The sequence below is a fragment of the Williamsia sp. D3 genome (assembly GCF_000506245.1).
In the GTDB taxonomy this organism is placed as follows: Bacteria; Actinomycetota; Actinomycetes; order Mycobacteriales; family Mycobacteriaceae; genus Williamsia; species Williamsia muralis.
The window spans coordinates 233685-252845 of sequence record NZ_AYTE01000014.1; the positions used below are offsets into that span (position 1 = coordinate 233685).

Genomic DNA, 19161 nt, shown 5'->3' on the forward strand with positions numbered 1-19161 from the left:
TTCTCGGCGTCGAAGGCAGCCGGTGGTCGTCGCACCCGTTGGTTGAAATCCCTTGTCTTAATCGTCATGAGGAATTAGGGTACGTTTTGTCAGTTGCTGCGCTCGTCGCTCTGCGCTGAGACACAGCCACGAACTCCTGAGGACTGCCATGACATCCACTTCCGACGTCCCGCCGAACGAAACCATTTCGCGTCAACCGGTGCCCCGCAAGGGCCCGTTGGCGGGCATTCGCGTTGCCGACTTCTGCTGGATGGGCGTTGGCTCGGTGGCGACCCGCCTTCTCGCAGACTTCGGCGCGGAGGTCATCAAGATCGAGAATCGTCGTCGCATCGACCGCCCGAGGATGCTGCCGATCTACAAGGGCGAGGTACGCAACTACGGCGAAGAGGTTGCCGGTGCCGACCCGAACCGCGGCGGCCTGCACAATAACTACAGTCGCAACAAGCTCGGGATCACCGTGGACATGAAGACGCCCCGCGGCCGGGAATTGGTGGACCAGCTGATCACCGCCAGTAGCGTGGTGACCGAGAACTTCGCACCCGGGGTCATGGAGCGTTGGGGGCTCACGTACGAGCGCCTCGAGGAGCTTTCGCCGGGGGTGGTCTATGGCCGCGGGAGCGGGTTCGGCCATACGGGTCCACACGCCGAGTGGAAGTCCTACGGGCCGGTCGTCCAGGCCATGAGTGGCCTGTCTTTCATCAGCGGGCTCCCGGGCCGCGAGCCCTCGGGTTGGGGCCTGTCGTACATGGACAACCAAGCTGCCTACTACAACTCTGCGGCGCTGCTCATGGCGATCCTCAGGCGAAACGCGACGGGTAAGGGCGCCGAGGTGGACGTCTCGGCGGTAGAGGTCGGAATCTCGATGATCGGCCCCGACATGCTCGACGTCTCGGTCAACAACTCGGTCACCCGCCGCCCGGACTTTCCCCGCGGCAACCGTCTGTCCGACCCCAAAGCGGCGCCGCACGGCGTTTATCCGTCCCAAGGCAAGGACCGATGGGTCGCACTCGCGGTCTTCGGCGACGACGACTGGGGTCGTTTCCTCGGAGCCCTCGGCGACCCCGACTGGGCCACGGATCCGCGATTCGCGACACAACAATTGCGACACCAGCACCAAGACGAGCTCGACGAACACGTCAGTGCCTGGACACGCAGTCGGACGCCGCGGGAGGCCATGGAGCTCCTCCAACAGGCCGGTGTCGCAGCCGGCGCCGTGCAGAACGCCGAAGACATCAACGAGCACGATCCGCAGTTGGCGCATCGAGGAACTTTCTTCGAGCTGGACCATCCCGTGATCGGGGAAGCTCGCTTTGAAGGCACACCCATCACGTTCTCTCGCACGGTCCAGCACACGTGGCGGTCGGCCCCGTTGTTGGGAGAGGACAACCATTACGTCTTCGGCGAAGTTCTTGGTCTATCCGCCGACGAAATCATCGATCTCGAGGAAGAGGGCGTGATCTGACATGTGGAACGGACCCACCGAAGAACTCACCTACAGCGGTCTGCGCGTTATCGAGCTGGCACAAGACCCACAAGGCGAAATAGTCGGGAAACTTCTCGCCGACCAGGGTGCCGACGTGGTGAAGGTCGAGCCGCCCGGCGGGGCCGCTGGAAGGCACATCGGACCGTTCCGCCACGGAAGCGAAGGGGATCCCGATGCGAGCCTGCACTTTTGGAGCTATAACACCGGCAAACAGAGCGTCACACTCGACACCACCACCGAGCAGGGCCGCGCTCAGCGCGAGGAACTGATCGCGGACGCCGATGTCCTGATCACCAGCGACGGGCCGAGTCGGCTCGCCGCCGACGGCATCGACCTCCAGGCCCTGACGGCGGCACAGCCCGAATTGATCGCGGTGTCCGTTTCGCCCTACGGCCTCACCGGCCCCTGGGCCGACTGGCGTTCCAGCGACCTGGTTGCATTGGCCGCCGGTGGGATCCTCACCAGCTGCGGCTACGACGACCACTCGATTCCGCCGATCCGTCCCGGGGGCAATCAGGCCTTCCAGCTCGCGGCGAGCTTCGGGCACAGCGGCCTTCTGCTGGCCCTGCTCGAGCGGCAGGCCACCGGCTCGGGCCAGATCGTCGATGTCTCGATGCACGAGGCAGTCGCAGTGAGCGGCGAACTCGCGAATCCGTACTGGTTCTACCCCCGGGTCCTCCTCGAGCGACAGACCTGTCGGCATGCACAGCCCTCCCCCACACAGCCTGCGTTGTTCGAGTGCGCGGACGGTGTCCAGGTCTACTTCGCACTCATCCTCAGCGACGCTCGGACCTGGTCGGTCCTTGTTGATTGGCTTGCCACACTCGGCATGGATCTGGACCTCGGCGAAGAGAAATATCAGTCGCTTGCCTACCGGCAGGAGTGCTTTTCCTACATCCAGACGATCATGGAGTCGTTCTTCCTCATCCAGGACTCCGCCACCGTCTGCCGTGAAGCCCAGGCGCGAGGTTTGCCGCTCGGACCGGTCCTGGCACCCGAACAGCTGCTCGAGGACGAGCATCTCGTGGAGCGAGAATTCTTCGTCCCTGTCGCACTGCCGACCGGCGGAAAGGCACTATTTCCCGGCTCGCCCTACCGCTTCTCCTACGCAACCGGAACCCCCGGGTCCCCGCCCCGCCTGGGCGTCCAGGCCGGCAGTGAGATCACCGGTGCGGAAGAGGTTGTTGCGTGACGTCTTTCGACTGGGTGCGCACCAATGAACAACGCAGAGTGCGTAATACACCGAGTCAGTCAGGGCTTGGTGCGCAATGACGACCATCGAGTCCCTGTCGGACACATACATTGCTGGTCCCAGTTCAGGCGCCTGGACGGGTCCCGTCCCGGTGCCGGACCGTGATTCGGCCTTCTACTGGTCGGGTCTGCAGGAGCAGCGGTTGCTGGTGTCGGCCTGTAACCGGTGTTCGTATCTGATCTACCCCCCGGTTGCCGGTTGCCCCAGGTGTTCGGGTATCGACCTGGGTCAGCGTGAGCTCGCGGGAACTGGAACCATCTACTCCTTCACAGTGGTGAATCGCGAGTTCGCACCCGGGATCAAACCTCCGTTCATCGTCGCCATCGTCCAATTGGACGAGCAGCCAGATCTGAGGATGATGACCAACTTGGTCGAGGTCAGAATCGGCGACGTTCGCATAGGCCAGCGCGTACACGTTGTCTTTCAACAAGTCATGCCGGACGTCACCCTCGCTTTCTTCACGCCCGAGGCGTCCTGATGCCTTCGAGGGTCAATCCGATGGACGGCAAGGTTGCCATCGCCGGCGTCGGCTACAGCCAGATCGCGCGCAGTACGGGGCGGAGTGAAGGGTCTCTGGCCGTCGAGGCGTGCACGAATGCGTTGGCGGATGCGGGCCTCACGATCGACGACGTCGACGGCATTGCCGTGTGGCCGGACCGCGTATCCAGTGTTTTCGAAGGGCCCTCCATCAGCTATATGCACCGGGCGCTCGGCATGAAGACCACCAACTTTTGGCAGGCGTACGGCTCCGGACCCGGACAACTGTCGTCCATTGTCGGTGCCGCGCATGCCATCACCGCCGGCGCAGCAAAGACCGTGGTGTGCTTCCGTGCGCATCTCCGGCAGGAGCAACGGTTCTATGTTCCTGGGGGAACGGGCGCGGAGGGAAGTCCGGCGGTGGGCGACCAGGCCTTCAAGGCGCCCTATGGAGTGCCGGCCGGTACACCCCGTTTCGCACTCTGGGCTCAGCGCCAGGCGCACGAGTACGGCGTGACGGATGAAGACCGCGGTGAGTTCGTGCTGCTCACCCGTGAGCATGCGCAGTTGAATCCGCGTGCCGTATGGCACGGGAAACCTCTCACGATGGACGATTACCTTTCATCGGATCTCATCTCGAGCCCCTTACGGATCCTCGATTGCGACATGCCCGTTGACGGTGCCGTCGCTGTCGTGCTCACCCAAGCTGAGCGAGCGCCGGACCTGCGTTCTGCGCCCGCCATCATCCGCAGCGTGGGTCAGGCCTCAGGCCCGACCCTCGACTTCGATCTCTGGCCGGACATGACTCACATGGGGTCTCGCTACGCCGCTGAGCAGCTCTGGTCCGGGACCGACCTGAAGGCGGCCGACGTGGATGTCGCGCAGATCTACGACGGCTTTTCAACCCTTGCCCTGGCGTGGTTGCAGGACATGGGTTTTGTGGACCAGCGCGAGGCCGGGGACTGGCTGCGAGCCGGGAACGGGAGGCTGGGAAGCGCGATGCCGATCTGTACTGACGGTGGGCAGCTCGGAGGTGGGCGCCTGCACGCCTTCGGAAAAGTCGCCGAGGCAGTGCTGCAATTGCGGGGAGAGTGTGGCCCGCGACAGGTGGCAGGCGCAGAGGTGAGTCTGGTGTGCGCGGGCGGTGGTCCGGCGGCCACCACATTCCTCCTGACGAAGTAGCGCGAATGCCCTCCCGCCAAAAGGACCCGACCTGCCGGAATTCCTCCTCGGATGGAACTCGGCGCGTGATTCAGTCAGGGCCAGGGGTGTTCAGAGCCAACCGACGGGTCCGTCGAGGAGCGAGCCGAGCTCGCGCCTGGTGATCGTGATGACCTCGGAGAGGTGGTCGTGCATCAGTGTCGCGGCAGCCTCCCCGTCGCCGTCGATGATGGCCTGTGCCAGTTTGAGATGGTCCTCGGCCAGCTTCTTGTGGAGCTTGCGGACGTCCCCCACGGTGGAGAGGTGGTGGGCGACAACCTGCCCGTAGGCGCGGAACGTGAGCTGGAAGACCCGGTTGCCGGTCAGCCCGGATACCGCTCCGTGGAAGCCCTCGTGGCCCTCCAGATAGACCTCGAGGTCGACGTGCTCGGCGTCCTCGACGTCACCGGACAGGTATGGCTCCATGACCTGTTCGCGCAGTGCCGCGTCGGGGTTTGTCGCGGCCAGTCGGGCGAGCGTTGATTCCGCGAACAACCACGCCTCGAAGAGTTCGTCGTACGTCGCTCCGGCAAGGTGATAGAAGAGGGCCTCCATCCTGCCGAGGTTTGCGGAATCGACGGTCCCGACGATCGGGCCACCACCCGGACCACGACGGATGCTGATCATCCCCTGGACCTCCAAGAGCCGCAGCCCCTCACGAAGTGACTCGCGACTGACGCCGTACGTCTGCAGCATCTGAGCTTCCGAGGGCAAGGAATCCCCTGGCTGGAGTCCTTCAGCGGTGATGCCGCGCACGACCTCACGGGCCACCACCTCCGCCGCCTTGAGTGGACGGAGCACGGAACCACCGGCAGCGATCGGGATGCCCTTCACAGGAATCGTCGCCCCGGCCTGCTTCTTCCTCGCCATGTGTGCCCCTCTTTGTCTGCTACCACCTCGACAGATCCACATCGCTCGCGGCGAGCCGTCATCTGCTGATTCGGCGCAGCGGAGCGGTCATAGCGCAACCACATAATTCGTGGGGAGGTTTGCGGTCTTGCGCGTCGGAAACGAACTCTACCCCCTCGCCTATTCGCCTGAAGCCGCCAAGCCGGGCGTTTCGCCCGCGGTGGGTGGGCCGCGCGTCGCCGCCGCGAAGTCGACTTCAGACGTTCCCACTCGCGCGAGCGGTTTCCGACGCTCTGGCGGCATCCGCTTCGGGGGCAATGGTGCGGATGGTGAGTCTCCTACCGCGGTGAGCGACCACCACGGCCGGGGTCGCGCCCGACGTGCGGGGTCATTCCTGAAGCTTGATGGCCTGCGCCGGACAGGCTCGCGCCGCGTCCTTCAGCACCGACTGCTCGTCTTCGCCCTCGGCGCTCTCTTTGCTGGTCACGACCCCGTCGTCATCCACCTCGAAAAGGCTGGGTGCGATCTCCCAGCAGTTACCTGTCTGGACGCAACGGTCGGCGAGGATCTCGTAGTTGGTCATGTCATCTCCGTCTCTGGGCCTGTTGGAAATCTTCATTCGCACTCGCGGGGACGCGAGGATTCGGTCACGTAGCAACCGGTCGCTCGTAATGCCGTCTATCGCCCGCGTCGTGAGCGGGTCGTCGAGATGAGGGGTGGCGAACTAACCTCATGAGGAATAGAGTACTCATGAGACGTACGACACACAACATCAAACCGGCCCGCCTTCGACGCCGGCTCCGAGGTCCCCGGGTCCTCGTGAGCTGACTGAAGGCCATGGTCGTCACGAGATAGGGAGCTGGAGCCACTATGACCACCAATGACGTGAAGAAGTCGGTCGCTGATTTCAAGATGTATGACGCGGAGACGCTGGTGGATCCCCAAGAATTTTGGGGACTGCTGCGTGACACGGCGCCCGTGCATCGGGTCGCCGAGGGTCTGGGTTATACGTTGATCTCGCGGTATGCCGACGTCCAGCAGGTGCTGCTCGACCCAGATACCTTCCGTAACAAGATCAGTGCGCACTTCGCGTCTCAGACCTCGCCGCACCCGGAGTCCCCGGCCGTGGCCGAGGTCATGAAGGGCGCGTGCCCGTACCGTGACGTGCTCGGATTCGGCGACGGAGAGGCCCACGCGACGCACCGGCGGATGGTGCGTAGTGGTTTCACCACCAGGCGGGTGCGCCAGCTCGAGGATTTCGTTGCCACCACGGTCGATGGGTTGCTCGACGAAATGGTGACCGGTGAGCCGGTGGATTTCATGAAGGGGTTCTGCAAGCGTCTGCCGATCCTGATGATCGGGGAGATCATGGGCGTGGACAAAGAGCGTGAAGTTGATGTCTATCGCTGGGCCACCTCATTGATGGCCCGGGCTGCTCAACCACGGGAGACCGAGGAAGAGAACCTGCAGATTGCGCGCGATGTCGTGGAGTTTCACCAGTACGTCTACCAGGCGGTGGCCGATCGTCGCGAGCATCCGCGCGATGACTTCCTGTCCGAACTGGTCGCCAACTCAGACGGGGTCGACGAACACGAACTCGTCCAGATCTGCTCGCAGCTCATCCTGGCCGGAGCCGACACCACCATCGGCTGGTTGGGCACCATCTTCAACCTGCTGCTCGAACACCCCGATCAGATGGCACAGCTACGCGAGGACCCATCTCTGATCCCCAACGCGATCGAAGAGGCGCTGCGGCTCGAATCCGTGATCAAGACCATCTACCGGGTCACAAGCCGCGAAGTCGAGGTCGGTGGCACCACCATCCCCGCTGACACCCTGTGCATCCCGCTACTGCCTTCGGCCGACCGAGACGAATCAGTCTTCCCCGACGCGGCAACATTCGACATCCACCGGCAAGGGGCCCGTCGACACATGGCATTCGGGTTCGGCACCCACCTGTGCGCCGGTATCGAATTGGCACGCGCCGAAGCGCGGATCGCACTGACCAAAGTCCTCGAACGCACGAGCTCCATCACCCGGGTCGAAGGCGAACCCCTGCCGAAATACACCCCCGACTTCACCGTCAGAGTCATCGACCGGCTCCCCATCATCCTCCAACCCGCAGAACAAGGGTGATCCGTCGATCCCCATCGACGTAGCGCAGGGCTCTCCGCCCCGATGACAGCCGGGCGAGCCGACGAACTCGACCTGCCCGCGATGGTGTACGACAACAAGAATCCACGAGAGGCGGCATTCGCCGTCGCGGTCGACGTCGCCAACGGCATCACCACCGGAATCAGTGCCAGCGACCGGGCACGTACATTGCGGGTTCTTGCGGAGTCTGACAGCCGGCCGGGCGATCTCACCCGCCCCGGGCACGTGATCCCCTTGAGGGCACGGCCCGGCGGAGTGGTCGAACGTCAAGGCCACACCGAGGCCGCTGTCGACCTCTGCAAGATCGCCGGTGTACCGGCGGTCGCTGCCATAGCCGCGATTGTCGCAGGCGGGAACAAGTCCTCATTCAGCATGGCCGGCCGCCAGGAGATCGCCTGCCTCGGCGGTCAATTCGATCTACCCGTTCTCGAAGTCGCAGATCTCATCACCCATCGTCTCCACCATGGCGACGGACTACATCCGCGCGTCTCGCGCCACACTGACACTCGTCTGACCACGGCCTACGGAGACGTGATCGCGGTCAACTTTCTCGATAACCAGACCGGCGTTGAACACACGGCCTTGGTCGGGACCCCGTCACCTTCGCCAGCGCCCTTGGTCTCTATTCACGGCCAGTGTTCGGCGGCCGACCTGGTGCACTTAGGCACATGCGCCTGTCACACCGAATTCGATCATGGGCTTCGCCGAGTTGCTACAGAAGGCGGGGTGGCGATTCGGCTCGGGCGGAAGAACTCCCCTGCTATCGGTGCGCATAGCTGGAGCAGAGCGGACGAGGCCGCGGGTGGAGCGATCCTTGCCGAACTCGGCTTCACATCGATCCGTCTGCTCCCCGGCCCCTCCAGCCCCTCCGTACTTGCCTACAACGGTATCAACGCAATTCGCGACGGCGAATCGTAGTCGAGGCATTGACGCAGTCGCCCTCATAGCGCGTTGCGCGCTGTGATCTATCGACCATGCAGCAGATCATCTCGCGGGTCGGCGTGAAAACAAGTCGGCGGACCGTCGAGGGAGTGGCCAATCCCCCTAGGTTCTCTGAAGCAACGCGGCCTGACGGTCGTCGAAGTGGAAAGATTGGCCAGTACGCGTCAGGTTCGCAGTCATACACCCCGGCTGGTCAATAGGGCGGGGCGGGGGGCTCGGCCCAGAGCTAGTCGAATTTGCCGGTCAACCAGATCACGACCCCGCTGAGGCCACAGCTCATTTCGCTCGCGAACATCGATCCCATATCGGTGTTCGACCGTCATGGCCACCCAACCCAATAACCATCACTGCAGTAAGTGGGCGGCAAAGATATTGAGGCAGGTGACGCGCCCGTCGTCCCCTGCGCTAATTGGATTTAGCGCAGGACAGAGCCCAATCATCCACCACCACCGAACAACCCAACACAGAAAACGGCCTACACCTCGCGTAAGCAAGGTGCAGGCCGTATCGACGTGCGCCCGAAGGGATTCGAACCCCTAACCTCTTGATCTCGCTTCGTACATCGTTACTTGTCTACTGCAGTCCACGCCTGTACTGCTGAGCAGCAAGGATGCGGTTGCAGTGTCCAGAGCCAACCAAGTCCGTCTCTGGGAATCCAGCTCAAAGTGATGGGTAAGTGATGGGTGAATTGGTTTGGTACCGCGCCAGAGCAATCCTCGGATCCACCGCACCGGACCGGACCGGACCGTGGATGCTCATCGCACAAACGTTCGGGAGTTTCCTCTGCCGACGACTCACCGGTGGATGTCGCTGTCGACCGGAAGCCGTCGCCGTTTGTGAAGCCGGTGCGACCTCGCCAACACCTCGACGTGATTGGGGCCAGAATCGGCCACTGTGGCCGTCTGTCAATCGCGAGCGGACTGCCGGTCCAGTCAGTGAAATTCCTCGGGCGTTCCGCCGTCGGCGGTAAGGACGTCGCCGCGGGCGACGAGTTCGTCGCGGGTTGCTCTGTTCGCCGCGCGTGCTGGTGCGTTCTCCAAGAACTCGTCGGGTTCGTTGTCGAACCGGCAACCGGCTGCGGCTAGGCCGACCACTGCTTCCGGTCGTTGTCGTATTTTCGGCCAGAGATGGATCCACGGCGACGGATCGGACTCAATTCAGGTCGCGGTCAACTTCTGGCACACCTAGCCGAGGTGTTCAATCAGCGTGACGAGGCCGATCGCCAGGCCTGCAATGGCGGTGAGTGCCAATAACACAACCAGGTCTCCCCCGACGATACGGAGGCGTGCCGGGTGGCGTTGGTGGCCGATGCGCGTCGGCTCGATTTGGCCTGGGTCGACGGAATGGGCGGGCTCGGCGGCGGGCGGATCCTTCTCGGTCGTCACTGGCTGGCCGACGACGTCGGCGGAGCGGTTTCGTACCTTCCGGGTCTATTGGTGACGGGTATGTCATGCCGGTAGGTGAAGTAGGCGGCGTCGGCAAGGATCGGCCACAGTTCACCCACTGATGCTTGCCAATTCGCCCAGCGGGTAGGGTCGGCCGGCCGCGCAGACGCCCGGATCCGGTCGTTGGCCAGGTGGCAGGCGGCATCGTTAACGACCGCCACCAACAGTGCAATCTGGGCCGTATCGCCAGTAAGAGCGGTGCCGGCCTCGGCGATGGCGTCGGTGCTGGCCGGTTCGAGGGCGTAAATGTCGGCTGCTTTCCAGGCCACCGCGAGGGTGGTGTGCTGAAGCTCGGCGCTGACCTGCGATGGCCGGTAGTGCAGTGCGCTCGCCATACTCCCGGCCACTCTATTCGGCGTCTTGGTCGGCGTGATCGAGGGTCAGGTATTGCGCTGAGATGAGTCGGTCGACATCGGTTTTGTTGTCTATGCCAGATGCTTCGCCGACGTAGCGGCCGTTGACGACCATGCAGTAGTCCTTTGTGCCGTCAGCGGTGTCTTTGGTGGCGCAGCTGGCGTTGGGCAGCCCAGGCGGGGACGGTGCGGGGGTGAAGCCGTCGGAGCTGATCAGGTCCCCGATGAACACATCCACGATCTTTTGGGCGTCGACGGTGGTGGCGGCCCGGTAGACGGTGGTTTTGTAGCTGGCGTTGTGCAGGGCACCGGCATCGGTGAGCGTTTTGTAGGTCAACGGCGGGTTGGTGGAGCGGTGGGTCATCCCGCGGGGACCGTAGACGGCCATGTCGCTGCCACCCTGGGCGTCGGGGTCTTCCTCGGGGATGGCGTAGATCAGAATGCTGTCTTGATCGACCTGCGGTAGCGGCGCCGCCGTACCGCCGTTTTGCTCCCTGGTTGGGGTGGCCGGGAACTTGTCGATCAACGGCTCCTGCAACTTGAGGGCAGTGGCGACAGACTGTGCGGTCCAGCCCCTGCCGGCGGCCGGCGCTGATGCCCAGGTGTAGAGGACGTAGTCGCCGTGTGCAGTGAACGCGTTGACCGACACCCCACCCTCAGCGGTGTCGCCGGTTGAGACCAGGGTCTTGGGTAGGACGTCGATCCTTTCAGCCTTTTCTTTCAGTGCCGGATCGGGTTCGTCGATCAGCGAATCGTGCATCTGCTGCGCGGCTGCAGTGGCTTGGCCGGAGTCCTTGTACCGCAACACCATCTGCACCAGCGAGCGGCCTACTTCTTTGGCTGTGGCGGTCGCGGTGGCGGCGGTGGAGACGAAACCGTAGAGCATCTCTTTGTTTGCCGGCACATTGATCTGTCCCTCCCCCAGGGTCATCGACAGATTTTTGTAGGTGCGTAGCACCTGGGTGGGCATTTTCACCTCGGTCAGCTCTGGGTCGACCTCGAACGGAACGACCACAAACTCAGCGAGGCGCTGACCCTCGATCTCGAGGATGGTATCGGTGGTGGCTGTCCCGTAAGGGGCGGCCGGCGTCGTGGGATAAGTCCCGGGGTTCAGCGCCGCCTTGTCCACCTGCGGTGCGGCGGGCGTGCTGCTTGCCGCTGCCACCGAAGTCCCGGAGGTTTCGGTGCTGCACGCACCCAGGAGCAGGCCAGCGGCCAAGACTGCGGCCGCCATCGGCAGCACCCGTTGTGTCGTCGCCATGAGGTGGTGGTTCCTTTCGGGGTCATGCAAAGCCCGGTCATGCCAGGGCGTCGAGGTATCTGATGCACCGACGTGGCCGAAAGGTTCCCCACCTTGCGGTGAGCCACGTCACCGACGACCGGGTCGGGCTGTGACTTTCTGCCCTCTAAGGCGGGACCACTGCGCTGGCGGGGACCACCGTCGGGCTGCGTTAGGGTTCCACCGTTGCCGCCGCGGGGCCGGCGACGTTCTGGTGGGGACCCGAACGGGAAGCATGGGGGACGCTTATGAGTAGGGCAGCAACGCCGTCTGAGGCACCGACCCACCGCCCCCCTGCCGAGTTCATTGCCGCGGCAGCCAAAGGTGCTGCGCGCCTACAAACTGGATGCGATCGCTGAGCTGGCCGAACGAAAACTGTCCGACGATCGGCAGGTGCGGTCGGTGGTGGTGGTCGGTGAGGTCAAACGCGGCAAGAGTTCGCTGGTCAACGCGTTGGTGGGGCGCCGGGATTTAACGCCAGTGGGCGTTGATGTCACCTCCACCATCCCCGTCGCCGTGACTCCGTCAACCGCTGAGAATCCACCAGGGCAGGTGCACCTGTTGTTTGCCGACCACACCCGCCAGGTGAATGCGGCAGAGCTAGTCGACTGGGCCACGGTCGATGGCCGGCACGTGGTCGATCCGCAGGTCGAGTCGTTGCCGACGCGGGCGGTTCTGCCGATCACCGGCAGCGCCTTGGGCGAGGTCACCGTCGTTGACACCCCCGGTGTCGGGGGGTTGGATCCGGCGTCGGCGCAGCTGGCGGTGTCCTCCGCCCGGCAGGCGTGCGTGGTAGTGATGGTGTGCGATGCTTCCACTCCGTTGACGGCTCCGGAGATGGCATTCATCAAAGACGCGGGGTCGTCGGTCGACGCCCTGATCGTGGCAGTGACCAAGACCGACAAGAACATTCGCCGGTGGAAGGCCGTCGTCGCCGATAACCAGCGGCTGCTGCGTGAACATTTGCACCGCGAGGTCACGGTGCTGGGGGTCTCCAGTGTGCGGGCGGTCATCGCCGCCGAGATGCCGCCCGGCCCACAGCGTGAGCACACCGAACATTTGTGCGGCATTACCGCCTTGCGTACCGAGATAAGAGCACGGCTCCACGTGGCCGCGCATCTCCCGGCCCGCGATGCGCTGCGCACCACCGTCGAAGGTTTGCGCACCGTCCACGCTCAGATCACCGCCGAGCTCGCTGTCGTCGAAGGGCGGGGGGCGAGTGTTCCGGACCTGACCGCTGAACTCGACCGGTTGGGTGAGCTCAAAGACCATCAGCGCCAGTGGGAGCAGTATCTGACGCGGGATCTGACGATGATACGCGGCCGCGCCATAGAAGACTTGGACCGGCGGCTCGATGAGATCCGCGACCGCTGGACCACCCGCATCAATAAGCAGGGCATGGAGGTGCTGCGGCGGCATCCGCAAAAATTCGCCGCCGACATGCTCACCGACCTTCAACTGGCCATGGCCGACACCCTGGCCGGGTACCTCACCGCTCTCCACGACGAGGTGGTCGCACCCCGGCTGGACTCGCCCATCGTGTGGGGCGAGATCCGCGATCAAATCCTCGACGCGTTATCGGATCGGCGAATCGAGGCCCATCAGGTCGCATCGAAACGCCAAGGGCTGTTTGATCCGTCGATGCTGACCATGGGCGTAATGGGGTCGTCGGTGATCGGAGGGATGATTGGCTTGTCCACGGTGATCGGGGTCGGGGCGGTCGTGGGCACCGTGTGGGTGGGCGTCAACCTGGGGTTTCGGGCGATGCGGTCGGGGAAGACGAACCTTTTGATTTGGCTGCGGGAAACGTTGGGCACCACCAAGATCGCCACCACCCGATTGCTTGATCAGGCGATGGCCCAGGCCCGCCCCGAGATCGTGCTGCGCTACCGCGAACACCTACGTGTCAGCATCGAGCAGCTACAGCAGCAGATCACCACCACCCAACACGCCGCGACCGCCGACGCGGCCACCCGTGAGAAGAACGTTCAACGCCTCACCCAGAACGCGGCGATCGTCGACAAACGCATCGCCGAAGCCGACACCCTCCTGGCCTGCCTCACCGGCCCATCCACACCGGCTGGTTTTGGTGGTGAACCCGCATGAGTGCTCCTGGGGGTCCGGATCCGATTGTTGCGGTCCTCGATCAGGGTTTGCATGCCCTGGCCGGGTTGGGCGGAAACCTTGTTGCCGAAGCCAATCGGATCGGCAGCATCTTGTGGTCCCCGCCCCGGGTGGTCATCGTCGGCCGCCTCAAAGCCGGTAAATCCACTCTGGTCAACGCTCTGATCGGGGCGCCGGTCGCCGAAACCGCCGCTTTGGAAGCCACTCGAGTGGTCGCGGTCTACCAAGACGGTGCACCCTCACGCGCCGAGGTCGTCGACCTGGACGGGCACCGCCACCCCGTCGCGGTTGGTCGCGGTCAGGTCAGCGACCTGCCGGTGCCGGCCGAGCAGATAGCTTATTTGCACCGGTGGCTGCCCTCGGCCGCAATTCGGGATCTCACTTTGATTGACACCCCCGGCCTGGCCACGCTGACCACCCAAAACGAGGCCGCGACCCGGCGGGTGTTGATCGATGGGTTCGAGCAAACCCGCACCGCCTCCGTCGATGCCGATGCGGCGGTGTTCTTGTTCGACTCCACCCCGAGAGTCGATGAGGTGTCCTTCCTCAAACAACTTGGCTTCACCCCCCTCAACACCCTCGGGGTGTTGTCACGGGCCGATGGGTTCGGGGAAGGGGCGTTGGGTCGGCGTGATCCGCTCGCCCACGCCGCCGACCATGCCGCCGTCCTGGCCCGTCAGCTCGCCGACACCGTGACCACCGTCATCCCGATCTCCGGGCTGATGGCCCAGACCAGCCGCACCGGGTCACTCACCGAAACCGACGCCCAATCGATCGCCGCCCTGACCAGGTTCGGGCCGTTGGAGCTGATCGAACTCCTCGAAGCCGACCACCCCGCACCGCTGACCCCACCGGTGCGCGATCGGCTGCTAGATCTGGTGGGCGAGTACGGACTGAGCAACGGCCGCACCCTCGCCGCACAGGGCGCCGCCCCACTGAACCACTGGCTCACCAAACGCTCCGGCATCGCGGCACTGTCCCAGGTGCTGCACAACTCATTGGCGCAATTCGCCGGCCTGCAACGAGCCGCCCGGATCCTCGGGCAGTTCGATCAACTCGCCTACACCCACCCCGCCCGCGACCATATCCGGGCAATCGCCCACCAGGCCCGCACCCACCCCGCCTTGCGCCCGGTCGCCTTGTTCGGCGACCTGCACCGAATGCTCGAGGCCGACCCCACCTCCCCGCTCGTCGGTGAGCTCCGCCGACTCCTACAGGGCACCACCCCGGCGGCCCGCCTGGGTATGCCGCCGAACGCCTCTGCCGAGCAAGTCCGGGCTGTTGCCCGGAGCAAGCTCGCCGACGCCCACGCCCAAGCGCTCTCGACGATGACCTCGGCCGAAGACGCCGCCCTGATCACGTTGATCGCCACCTACACCGACCTGGCGCAGTGAGCACCCAGCGCCGTGAGGTTCACCCGTGGCGGGAACTTCTTACTGGGGTGGCGCATCCAAGACTGCGGCCCGCCCCCTCGGTGGGGTTCTTGTGAGCGGAGAAGGACACCCGGATGACTGACTGGCTGCTCGGTATCGATTTCGGCACCTCCAACACTGCGGCGGCGCACTCGGGTGCCACCAGTGGTGCGGTGGAGACGTTGGCACTCTCACATACGAGCAACGTGATGTCCTCGGCAGTGTTCGTCGACACCCCCGACCGGATCGCGGTCGGTGATGTGGCGATCAACAGTGCAGAGCGCAACCCGGCCTCGTTCGTGCCGTCCCCGAAACGGTTGATCGGTGGCCCGTCGATGATCGAGGTCAACGCCTACAGCCTGCCTGCCTATGCCCTGGTCGGGGCGGTACTGCGTAGTGTCCTGGCCCGCGCCGGGGCTGCACACGCCGGCCAGCCCCCGGCCCATCTTGTGCTGACCCACCCCGAAGCGTGGTCCCCCACCCAAATCCAGGTGCTGCGTGATGGCGCGGTGTACGCCGGCGCCGACCCCGCACGGATCAGCACAATCTCCGAACCCCGCGCCGCGGCCCAGCATTACAGCCGCAGCCACGCGGTCGATCCTGGTGCGAAGATCGCGGTGTTTGACTTCGGTGGCGGCACCCTCGACATCGCCGTGTTGGCCGCGACCGGTAACGGGACCTTCGATGTTTTGGCCGCCCGCGGCGATAACGGTTTGGGTGGCAAGAACTTCGACGCCATGATCCGTCGTTGGGTCGAAAATCAACTTCAATCGAGCAACCCCGCGCTGCTGGCGTATCTGCGCCAGGCACCGGTCGGGGTGCGCCAGAACCTTGACGACTCGATCCGCAAAGCTAAGGAGCTGTTGTCCGAAGCCCCCTCGGCCAACATCACCGTGGCTGGCGGCGGGTTTCACGACACTCTGCAGATCACCCGCGACGAGTTTGACGAAATGATCGACCGTGGCCTGGATCGGGCGGTGGAGCTCACCCGCGCGACCCTGGCCGACGCAGGGCTAGCTCCCGGACAACTATCGGCCCTGTATCTGACTGGCGGCACCTCACGTATCCCGTTGGTGCATCACAAACTCGCCCAACTCGGTCCGATCGCTACCCTGGATGACCCGAAAACCGTGGTTGCACAGGGCGCGTTGACAGCGTTTTCTGCCACCGCGCAGTACGCTGACACCCAAATGCAGTCGGTGATCCCCACCGCCACCGACCTTCTGCCTCCCCAGGCAACCGCATCCGCCGAGCCCACTCGACCTGGCAGGCGGAGAGCTGTCCGTGCGGCGATGGGCACGGCCGCAGCCCTGCTGCTCGCCGCGGTCTTGACCGTCGTCCTTACGACCCGAAATGGCAACTCCCCCACCGACACCGCGAACCCTGAGCCCTCCGGTCCTGGTCAAACACCGGCCACGACGATCACGGTGGCCACCACCCGGGAACAAGTCTTCGCCGGACTTCCCGCCGCGATCGCCGACGACTTGGAACGATGCCGCTCGAACGGAACGACCAAGAATAACGGTCTCGAGCTGCAATGCACCTTCAAAGATGGCAGCCCAGCCATCGCCGGGGTCGCGACCGACCCTGGCATCTTCGTCAGCATCGATAAGAACGAGGCCGCACAGGACGTCCTGGGCCTCCGCGACGGTTTCGGGAGCGACGACAAAGGCGAATTGGTCGAGAACACGAATCGTACTGCCGCCGCGTCAATTACAGCACCCCAGACAAGCGGAAGGTCACACCTAACTTACGCCAACAACACCACCGGGGTTCGAGTGTCGATGACGTCACTGCTGGGCATCGACGGCGGCAAGACCTTCCTCACCCGCACCGGACTCATCAACTAACCCTCACCGATTTCGCCGAACACCTGACGCAGTGGCTGCATCGAGCACTGTTGCGCCCCAAATCGATTTCGGGAAACTATTTCTGTGGAAAGTGTTTACCGCACAGAAGAGAATTGATGAAACGAATTGTCGCCAGTTGTGTTCGCTGTCGGCGCGGCCGTCGCAATCTCGATGGTAGGGGCCGGTGCTGCCTCCGCCTCAGCCGAAACTTTCACCTACGGATCCCAACTCGACGGTCAAACCACCCCAATTGATCTACCAAGAGCAGTGGGCCCGCAAACAGTTCGAAGCCGAGCAGCACGTCAAAGAACTCAACGCTTGCGGCGAGCTGGCACCCTACCCGGCACCGGCCCCTACCACTCGGAGTGCACCAACGTCGGGGCACGTAGCAGTACTCCGAGAGCTTTCCTCGCTCTCCCGGCGGGGACTCTGGTGCTCGCTGGCGAGGGGTGAGCCGGGCACCACCATCACCATCCCATAGGGCCGCACCCACACCCATGGGGGTAGAGGCCTGACTGCATTTCTCGAACGCAATTGTCTGTTCGCACTGCGCCGGAACATTTGTTGCCGGCCAGTGCATCAAAGACTCCAGCAACCCCGAGAGCCGCTCGGCCATCTGATGAAAGGGCCCACCATGTCGAACTCCAGCCAGCCAACTGTGACCGGCGACCCCGCAACTGCCACGTACGTGCCGGCCAGCGCTCCGGGTACCGAACCCACCGCCCCGACACCGACTCCCGCGCCCACCCCCACCGACACCCCGGCCAACGGGGCTGTTCCGCCGGCCGACGTCGCGACCGAGCCGGTACCCGGTCAGGCCGGATATTTTTCGCCCCGCGATGTCGATGGTGATGGCCTGGTCGATGTCATCCACGCTGTCAGCGAGGAAGGTATCTCCCAGATCGCTCACGTCGACACCGACGGCAACGTCACCCTGCTCGAGGAGGACCGCGACGGCAACGACACCTACGAGACGGCCTTGCGCCCGGATGCGGACGGATCGGTGCGCGTGGCTACGGACACCGACGACGACGGCTACGTCAACCAAGCGGCCTACCTGAACGCCGACGGGGATCTAACCCGCACCGAGGTCATCGAAGACGGTGCGGTGGTCGAAGCCCTCATCGACACCGACGGAGACGGTAGCCCGGACGTAGCAATGTACGACACCGACCAAAACGGACAAGCTGACACCGTGGTCCGCGACACCGACGGCGACAGTGTCACCAACGACATGCTCGTCGACACCGACGGTGATGGACAGCTCGACGTCTCCGCCTCCGATGAGGACCTCGACGGTGTCGCGGATACCGTGACCAGCGACACCGACCTGGGCGACATCGCCGACTACGCCGCCCCCGCACCCGACACCGCCGCTGACGACATCAACAGCTAACCGCGGGCACGGCCAGGGCCCAGCAGTCCGGATGACAAACTCTTACAGTGGCGGGAACATTTCCGGCGCAGTCAGCATCTAACGCCCTGCCGCACACCCACCGCACGGCATGCATAGATGAGGAGCACGTGATGGCCGAGGACGAGTCGATCCTGGCGTCGCTGGGCCTAAGCCCCGATGACAAACTCCTCGACGCTCCCGACGCCGTCTGGGACGCTGCGATTACGGCAGCACTCGACCCAGCAACCCGGTCCTCCGGTGCCGATACTGTCCCGATCATGGACGATCAACCCGTGGTGCCCGACGACGAAGAGGCTTTCGCCGTCGAGGTCGTTGCCGAGGACCAGCCCGGTAGCAACCCAAACACCGACCAATCCCATGACACTGACCTCGACAGTGCGGCTGAGAGTGACGACGCCGATCTACCCGTGCTAGACCACAATTCGCTCGGAGACGCCGGACAACACCACCACAACGCGGCGGACACCGACGCGATCGATCTGTAGAAACACGCACCCACACCGCGGCGCGCAGGGGGGTGTCGCTACCATCGCCGCAGTTGATCGGGTGGGAAGTCGGGGGACTCAAGTGGATGAATCAGTGCTGCTTATGCAGGCGCGCGGGGGTGACGAGCACGCATTCGCCGAGCTAGTCGGGCTCTACCGCCGACGAATCTGGGGAGTGTGTCTGCACATCGTCGGCGATCACCAAGAAGCCGAAGACGCCCTCCAAGACACCCTGGTCTCGGCGTGGCAAAACCTCGACCGCTTCCGTGGCGAAGCCCGCTTCGGCACCTGGATCCACCGCATCGCCGCCAACAGTTCACTGATGATCGTGCGCCGACGCAAAGCGCAAACCCAGCTCGTCGACTTCAACGACCCCGACCAACCCACCCTCATCGACGACACCGGAGCCCCGCGGTTCGATGACAACATCGCATCACCG

18 protein-coding genes are annotated in these 19161 nt (G+C 64.2%); 12 read left to right on the forward strand and 6 right to left on the reverse strand.

The window, feature by feature from the left end; translation table 11 throughout:
• The first annotated feature begins 148 nt into the window (after positions 1-148).
• The 4 genes from W823_RS39990 (at position 149) to W823_RS40005 (ending at position 4394) form a co-directional block, all read left to right on the forward strand.
• On the forward strand, positions 149-1462 hold the full coding sequence (locus W823_RS39990; protein WP_023957034.1) for a CaiB/BaiF CoA-transferase family protein: 1314 nt from the start codon (positions 149-151) through the stop codon (positions 1460-1462).
• 1 nt (position 1463) lies between these two features.
• Positions 1464-2675 carry a CaiB/BaiF CoA-transferase family protein gene (locus tag W823_RS39995; protein ID WP_023957036.1) on the forward strand — a complete coding sequence of 404 codons (1212 nt, stop codon included), beginning with the start codon at positions 1464-1466 and terminating at the stop codon, positions 2673-2675.
• A 76-nt stretch (positions 2676-2751) separates the two neighbouring features.
• Positions 2752-3213, forward strand: coding sequence for a Zn-ribbon domain-containing OB-fold protein (locus W823_RS40000; protein ID WP_023957038.1), 462 nt, complete (start codon positions 2752-2754; stop codon positions 3211-3213).
• Complete coding sequence (locus W823_RS40005; RefSeq protein WP_023957040.1) at positions 3213-4394, forward strand: DitF protein; 1182 nt, start codon at positions 3213-3215, stop codon at positions 4392-4394. Before W823_RS40000 ends, W823_RS40005 begins: the two co-directional genes overlap by 1 nt.
• A 90-nt stretch (positions 4395-4484) precedes the next feature.
• On the opposite strand, the gene W823_RS40010 is transcribed toward W823_RS40005, so the two are convergent.
• Both W823_RS40010 and W823_RS40015 read right to left on the reverse strand, forming a co-directional pair.
• Complete coding sequence (locus W823_RS40010) at positions 4485-5282, reverse strand: FadR/GntR family transcriptional regulator (protein ID WP_023957042.1); 798 nt, start codon at positions 5280-5282, stop codon at positions 4485-4487.
• 367 nt (positions 5283-5649) lie between these two features.
• A complete protein-coding gene (locus W823_RS40015) occupies positions 5650-5844 on the reverse strand; it encodes a ferredoxin (protein WP_023957044.1) in 195 nt (64 codons plus the stop codon).
• Positions 5845-6131: 287 nt separating this feature from the next.
• On the opposite strand from W823_RS40015, the gene W823_RS40020 reads away from it, so the two are divergent.
• Both W823_RS40020 and W823_RS40025 read left to right on the forward strand, forming a co-directional pair.
• Positions 6132-7397 (forward strand): cytochrome P450, encoded by a 1266-nt coding sequence (locus tag W823_RS40020; RefSeq protein WP_023957047.1) that lies wholly within the window; start codon positions 6132-6134, stop codon positions 7395-7397.
• A gap of 42 nt (positions 7398-7439) precedes the next feature.
• Positions 7440-8333 carry a 3,4-dihydroxy-2-butanone-4-phosphate synthase gene (locus W823_RS40025; protein ID WP_023957049.1) on the forward strand — a complete coding sequence of 298 codons (894 nt, stop codon included), beginning with the start codon at positions 7440-7442 and terminating at the stop codon, positions 8331-8333.
• A 956-nt stretch (positions 8334-9289) separates the two neighbouring features.
• Here the strand turns inward: W823_RS40025 and W823_RS58075 are convergent.
• The 4 genes from W823_RS58075 to W823_RS40045 form a co-directional block, all read right to left on the reverse strand.
• Positions 9290-9451, reverse strand: coding sequence for a hypothetical protein (locus tag W823_RS58075; RefSeq protein WP_161633994.1), 162 nt, complete (start codon positions 9449-9451; stop codon positions 9290-9292).
• Positions 9452-9541: 90 nt separating this feature from the next.
• Positions 9542-9742, reverse strand: coding sequence for a hypothetical protein (locus W823_RS40035; RefSeq protein WP_023957053.1), 201 nt, complete (start codon positions 9740-9742; stop codon positions 9542-9544).
• Positions 9739-10137, reverse strand: a complete 399-nt coding sequence (locus W823_RS40040; protein WP_023957055.1) for a hypothetical protein — start codon at positions 10135-10137, stop codon at positions 9739-9741. The genes W823_RS40035 and W823_RS40040 overlap by 4 nt, the downstream gene beginning before the upstream one ends.
• 13 nt (positions 10138-10150) lie before the next feature.
• Positions 10151-11416 (reverse strand): hypothetical protein, encoded by a 1266-nt coding sequence (locus W823_RS40045; protein WP_023957057.1) that lies wholly within the window; start codon positions 11414-11416, stop codon positions 10151-10153.
• Positions 11417-11740: 324 nt separating this feature from the next.
• On the opposite strand from W823_RS40045, the gene W823_RS40050 reads away from it, so the two are divergent.
• From W823_RS40050 to W823_RS40075, 6 genes are all read left to right on the forward strand, one after another.
• Positions 11741-13540, forward strand: a complete 1800-nt coding sequence (locus W823_RS40050; protein ID WP_023957059.1) for a dynamin family protein — start codon at positions 11741-11743, stop codon at positions 13538-13540.
• The gene (locus tag W823_RS40055) at positions 13537-14952 is read left to right on the forward strand and encodes a GTPase (RefSeq protein WP_023957061.1); all 1416 of its coding nucleotides are present in this window, start codon (positions 13537-13539) and stop codon (positions 14950-14952) included. The genes W823_RS40050 and W823_RS40055 overlap by 4 nt, the downstream gene beginning before the upstream one ends.
• A 113-nt stretch (positions 14953-15065) precedes the next feature.
• A complete protein-coding gene (locus W823_RS40060) occupies positions 15066-16820 on the forward strand; it encodes an Hsp70 family protein (RefSeq protein ID WP_023957063.1) in 1755 nt (584 codons plus the stop codon).
• A 634-nt stretch (positions 16821-17454) separates the two neighbouring features.
• Complete coding sequence (locus W823_RS57725; RefSeq protein ID WP_023957065.1) at positions 17455-18216, forward strand: hypothetical protein; 762 nt, start codon at positions 17455-17457, stop codon at positions 18214-18216.
• 131 nt (positions 18217-18347) lie between these two features.
• Positions 18348-18722, forward strand: coding sequence for a hypothetical protein (locus W823_RS40070; protein WP_051406454.1), 375 nt, complete (start codon positions 18348-18350; stop codon positions 18720-18722).
• An 82-nt stretch (positions 18723-18804) separates the two neighbouring features.
• On the forward strand, positions 18805-19161 hold a 357-nt coding region (locus W823_RS40075), incomplete at its 3' end, for an RNA polymerase sigma factor (protein WP_023957069.1).

What these genes read in the sequence shown, in the direction of transcription:
- W823_RS39990 (WP_023957034.1), top strand. Translation starts at nt 149, where the DNA reads ATGACATCCACTTCCGACGTCCCGCCGAACGAAACCATTTCGCGTCAA.
- W823_RS39995 (WP_023957036.1), top strand. Translation starts at nt 1,464, where the DNA reads ATGTGGAACGGACCCACCGAAGAACTCACCTACAGCGGTCTGCGCGTT.
- W823_RS40000 (WP_023957038.1), top strand. Translation starts at nt 2,752, where the DNA reads ATGACGACCATCGAGTCCCTGTCGGACACATACATTGCTGGTCCCAGT.
- W823_RS40005 (WP_023957040.1), top strand. Translation starts at nt 3,213, where the DNA reads ATGCCTTCGAGGGTCAATCCGATGGACGGCAAGGTTGCCATCGCCGGC.
- W823_RS40010 (WP_023957042.1), bottom strand. Translation starts at nt 5,282, where the DNA reads ATGGCGAGGAAGAAGCAGGCCGGGGCGACGATTCCTGTGAAGGGCATC.
- W823_RS40015 (WP_023957044.1), bottom strand. Translation starts at nt 5,844, where the DNA reads ATGACCAACTACGAGATCCTCGCCGACCGTTGCGTCCAGACAGGTAAC.
- W823_RS40020 (WP_023957047.1), top strand. Translation starts at nt 6,132, where the DNA reads ATGACCACCAATGACGTGAAGAAGTCGGTCGCTGATTTCAAGATGTAT.
- W823_RS40025 (WP_023957049.1), top strand. Translation starts at nt 7,440, where the DNA reads ATGACAGCCGGGCGAGCCGACGAACTCGACCTGCCCGCGATGGTGTAC.
- W823_RS40040 (WP_023957055.1), bottom strand. Translation starts at nt 10,137, where the DNA reads ATGGCGAGCGCACTGCACTACCGGCCATCGCAGGTCAGCGCCGAGCTT.
- W823_RS40045 (WP_023957057.1), bottom strand. Translation starts at nt 11,416, where the DNA reads ATGGCGACGACACAACGGGTGCTGCCGATGGCGGCCGCAGTCTTGGCC.
- W823_RS40055 (WP_023957061.1), top strand. Translation starts at nt 13,537, where the DNA reads ATGAGTGCTCCTGGGGGTCCGGATCCGATTGTTGCGGTCCTCGATCAG.
- W823_RS40060 (WP_023957063.1), top strand. Translation starts at nt 15,066, where the DNA reads ATGACTGACTGGCTGCTCGGTATCGATTTCGGCACCTCCAACACTGCG.
- W823_RS57725 (WP_023957065.1), top strand. Translation starts at nt 17,455, where the DNA reads ATGTCGAACTCCAGCCAGCCAACTGTGACCGGCGACCCCGCAACTGCC.
- W823_RS40070 (WP_051406454.1), top strand. Translation starts at nt 18,348, where the DNA reads ATGGCCGAGGACGAGTCGATCCTGGCGTCGCTGGGCCTAAGCCCCGAT.